1 pseudogene is annotated in these 4,344 nt (G+C 73.5%); it reads left to right on the plus strand.

Annotated elements, in window-relative coordinates:
• Positions 1–4,344, plus strand: a pseudogene (locus D588_RS0109875) (filamentous hemagglutinin); the annotation flags it as partial.

A 4,344-nucleotide genomic window follows, 5' to 3' on the forward strand; every position in this document is an offset into this window, starting at 1 on the left:
AGCCAGGGCGGCGACGTCGCCCTGCGCAGCCGCGGCGACCTGGCCCTGGCCGGGCAGGTGGCGGCGAAGGGCGCGCTGACCGCGCAGGCCGGCGGCGCCTTGTTGCAATCGGGCACGCTGAGCGCAGGCAGCGCGCAACTGCAGGCGGCCGGCGACGTCACGTTGGACGGTGTGGTCCGCACCGATGGCGATCTGCAGCTGAGCGCCGATGGCCAGTTGCGCAGCAGCGCCACCCTGGCGGCCGGCGGCAATGCCACGCTGCATGCGCAGGGCGCATTGCTGCAGAGCGGGCAGGTGCAGAGCGGCGGCGCACTCGCGCTGGACGGCGCCAGCATCGCCCAGGCCGGCGTGCTCGACGCCGGCACCACCCTGGCGCTGCGCAGCGCCGGCGACCTGTCGCTGGCCGGCACCGTGCAATCGCGTGGCGACCTCGCGCTGAGCAGCGCCGGGGCGCTGCAGAACCAGGCCCTGGTCGTGGCCGGCGGCGCGCTCAGCGCCAACGCCAGCAGTCTCAGCAACGCCGCCGGCGCCAGCCTGTCGGCCCTGGGCGATGCCAGCCTGAGCAGCGCGACCGTGCTGTCCAACGACGGCCACCTGTACGCCGGCGGCGCGCTGGGCCTGCGCGCCGCCAGCCTTACGCAGACCGGCTCGGCCAATGCCGGCACGACGCTGACGTTGAGCGTCGATGGTGCCGTTGCCAACCAGGGCGACCTGGTCGGCGGCGGCGACGTGCAGCTCGATGCCGGCAGCCTGGCCAGCAGCGGCCAGCTCGGCAGCCAGCGCGGTCAGGTCGTGCTGAACAGCCACGGCGACGTGCAACTCGACGGCGTGGTCGTGGCCGCCGGCGCCTTGAACGCGCAGGCGCTGGGCGATCTGCAGCAGCGCGGCAGCCTGCGTGCGGCCGGCGTGCAGCTCGCTGCCGCGGGCGACCTGGGCGTGGCCGGCACCGTGCAGAGCACCGATGCGCTGCAATTGCAGGCGCAACGTGCGTTGCGCGTGGACGGCCAGGCCAGCGCGAGCGGCGCGGTCGGCGTCAACGCCGCCAGCGTCGCGTTGGGGAACGGCGCCATCCTGCAGAGCGCCACCGCCCTGCAGGTGGACACCGCCGCGCTGGACAGCCAGGGGACGCTGGACGCGGGCACCGATCTGCGCCTGCACAGCACGGGCGATATCCACCTGGCCGGCCTCGCCCAGGCCGGGCGCGATGTCGCGGTGCTTGCCGATGGTACCCTGGACAACCAGGCCAAGGTGTTCGCCGGGCGCGCGCTGCAGCTCACCGCCGCCAGCGCCCGCAACCAGGCGCAAGGCCAGTGGCTCGCGCAGACGACGCTCGACGCCAACGTGCAGGGCAACGTCGACAACGCCGGTCTGGTACAGGCCGGCCAGGCCGCGACCTTGACCGTCGGCAGCCTGCAACAGACGGGCCGCAGCTATGCCGGCGATACGTTGACCGTGCAGGCGGCCACCGCACTGATCAACAGCGGTGACCTGATCGGCAAGCACGATGTGGCGATCAGCGCCGGCAGCGTGACCAGCAGCGGCCAGCTCGGCAGCCAGGACGGACAGCTCGGCGTCGTCAGCGCCGGCGATCTGCAAGTGACCGGCACCCAGATCGCCGGCACCGCGCTGCACCTGCAGGCGGCGGGCGATCTGCTGCACGCCGGCACCAGCAAGGCGCAGTCCGTGCAACTGGAGGCGGGGCGCGATCTGAGCATGGCCGGCACGGTGCAAAGTGCGTCGACCCTGCAGGCGCAGGCGCAACACGCGCTGCAACTGGACGGGCAGGCGCTGGCCGGCGGCAGCGTGCAGCTGCGCGGCGCCAGCGTCGGCACCGGCAGCGCCGCGGTGCTGCAGAGCACCGCGGCCATCGCCGTGGACGGTGGCAGCATCGACAGCCGGGGTGCGCTCGACGCCGGCACCGACCTGACCCTGCACAGCCAGGACGCGCTGCGCTTGGCCGGCATCGCCCAGGGCGGCAACGATGTGCGGCTGACTGCCGCCGGTGCGTTCGACAACAGCGCCCGCGTGGTGGCCGGGCGCGATCTGCAGGTGCAAGCGGCGAGCGCGGTCAACCGCGCTGCCGGCACGCTGGCCGCCGGCCGCGGGCTGGATCTGCACATCGATGGCTTGCTCGACAACGCCGGCCTGCTGCGCGGCGAACAATCGCTGCAACTGCAGGCGGGCAGCCTGCAGCACAGCGGCACGCTCTCCACCGGCCAGGCGCTGACGCTGCGCAGCAGCGGCGCGATGGACAACCGCGGCAACGTGATCGCCGGCGGCGACCTGCTGGTGGACGTGGGCAGCCTCAGCAACAGCGGCCAGCTCGGCAGCCAGAACGGACAGGTCACGCTCACCAGCCAGGGCGACCTGCAGCTGGGCGGCAGCGTGATCGCCGCGCAGGCACTGAACGCCACCGCGCTGGGCGACCTGCGCCTGGATGGCGTGGCCAAGGCGCGCGCGATCGCCCTGAGCGGGCGCGATGTCGGCGTCGCCGGCGGGTTGCAGAGCGCGACCAACGCCACGCTGCAGGCGCAACGCGCGCTGCGCATCGATGGCCAGGCCCTGACCACCGGCGATCTGCAACTGCAGGGCGCCAGCGTCGCCACCGGCAACGCGGCGGTGCTGCAGAGCGCGGCCGGCGCCATCACCCTGCACGGCGGCAGCATCGACAGCCGCGGCACGCTCGACGCTGCCATCGATCTGGCCCTGCGCAGCGATGGCGCCCTGGCTATCGCCGGCGTGGCCCAGGCCGGGCGCGACGTCGCGCTCGCCGCAGGCACCCAACTGACCAATGCCGCACAAGTGCTGGCCGGCCGCGACCTCAGCGTCGCCGCCGCCGGCATCGGCAATGCCCAAGGCGGCAGCCTCGCCGCGAAGGGCGCGCTGGCTCTGACCACCGCCGGCACCCTCGCCAACGCCGGCACCCTGCAGTCCGGCCAGGCCATGACCCTGCAGGTCGGCGATCTGCAGCACAGCGGCCAGGCCTACGCTGGCGACACGCTGAGCCTGCACGCCAGCGGCGCCATCGACAGCCAGGGCGAACTGATCGCCAAGCGCGACCTGCAACTCGACGCCGCACGCATCGCCAGCACCGGCCAGCTCGGCAGCCAGAGCGGACAGGTGGCGCTGACCAGCCAGGGTGATCTGACATTGGGCGGCACCGTCGCCGCCGCCACCGCACTCAGCGCGCAAGCGCAGGGCGATCTGCTGCAGACCGGCACGCTCAGCGCACAGGCGCTGGACCTACGCGCTGGGCGCGACCTGTCGCTTGGCGGCCAACTCGCCACCACGCAGGGATTGCAGGCACACGCGCAGCGCGACCTGCAGGTAAACGGCAGCGTCAGCGCCGGCCAGGACGCCACCCTGCAGGCCGGCGGCACCCTGCGCAGCGGCAGCCAGAGCGTGCTGCACAGCGCCGGCGCGCTGCAGTTGAGCGGCGCGGCCATCGACAGCCAGGGCACCGTCGATGCCGGTACCACGCTGGCGATGACCAGCACCGGCGACCTCACCCTCGGTGGCCTGGTGCAGTCCGCTTCGACGCTCGACCTGCGCGCAACCGGCGCGCTCAACAACGCCGCCCAGGTCGTCGCCGGTAGCGACCTGACGCTCACCGCCGCCAGCGCCACCAACGGCAGCAGCGGCCTGCTCGCCGCCTTGGGCAACGGCACCTTCACCGTGAGCGGCCTGCTCAGCAACGCCGGCGCGCTGCGTGCGCGCCAGCGCCTGCAACTGGATGTCGGTTCGCTGCAGCAGACCGGCCGCAGCTACGGCGTGCAGCGCCTGGCGCTGACCGCCAATGGGGCGGTCGACAACCGCGGCGACCTGATCGCCGGCAGCGCCCTGCGCGTGCAGGCGGCCAGCGTCGCCAGCAGCGGCCAGCTCGGCAGCGAGACCGGCGACGTGGCCCTGGTCAGCCAGGGCGATCTGAATCTCGGCGGCACCCTGGCCTCGGCCGGCGCCTTCAGCGCACAGGCCGGCGGTGCGCTGACCCAGAGCGGCGCCCTCAGCGCCGCGACCACGCTGCAACTGCAATCGCACGGCGACTTGACCGTAGCCGGTACCCTCAACGCCAACCAGGTCGTGCTCGGCAGCGACGCCAGCGTGCTGCAGCACGGCACCGTCAGCGGTGCAGATGTCGCGCTGCAGGGCCAGCGTATCGACAACGCCGGGCAGACCCTGTCCAGCGATAACCTGCGCCTGAGCGGCGGCAACGTCGCCATCGGCGGTGTGGCCGCGGCCGGCGTGCGCGCCGATGGCAGCCTCGGCAACAGCGGCGCGCTGACCCTGCATGCCGATGGCACGCTCAGCGCCAGCGGCCGCCTGATCGCCGCCGGCAACCTCGCC

This window comes from Xanthomonas sp. SHU 308 (genome assembly GCF_000364645.1).
Taxonomy (GTDB): domain Bacteria; phylum Pseudomonadota; class Gammaproteobacteria; order Xanthomonadales; family Xanthomonadaceae; genus Xanthomonas_A; species Xanthomonas_A sontii.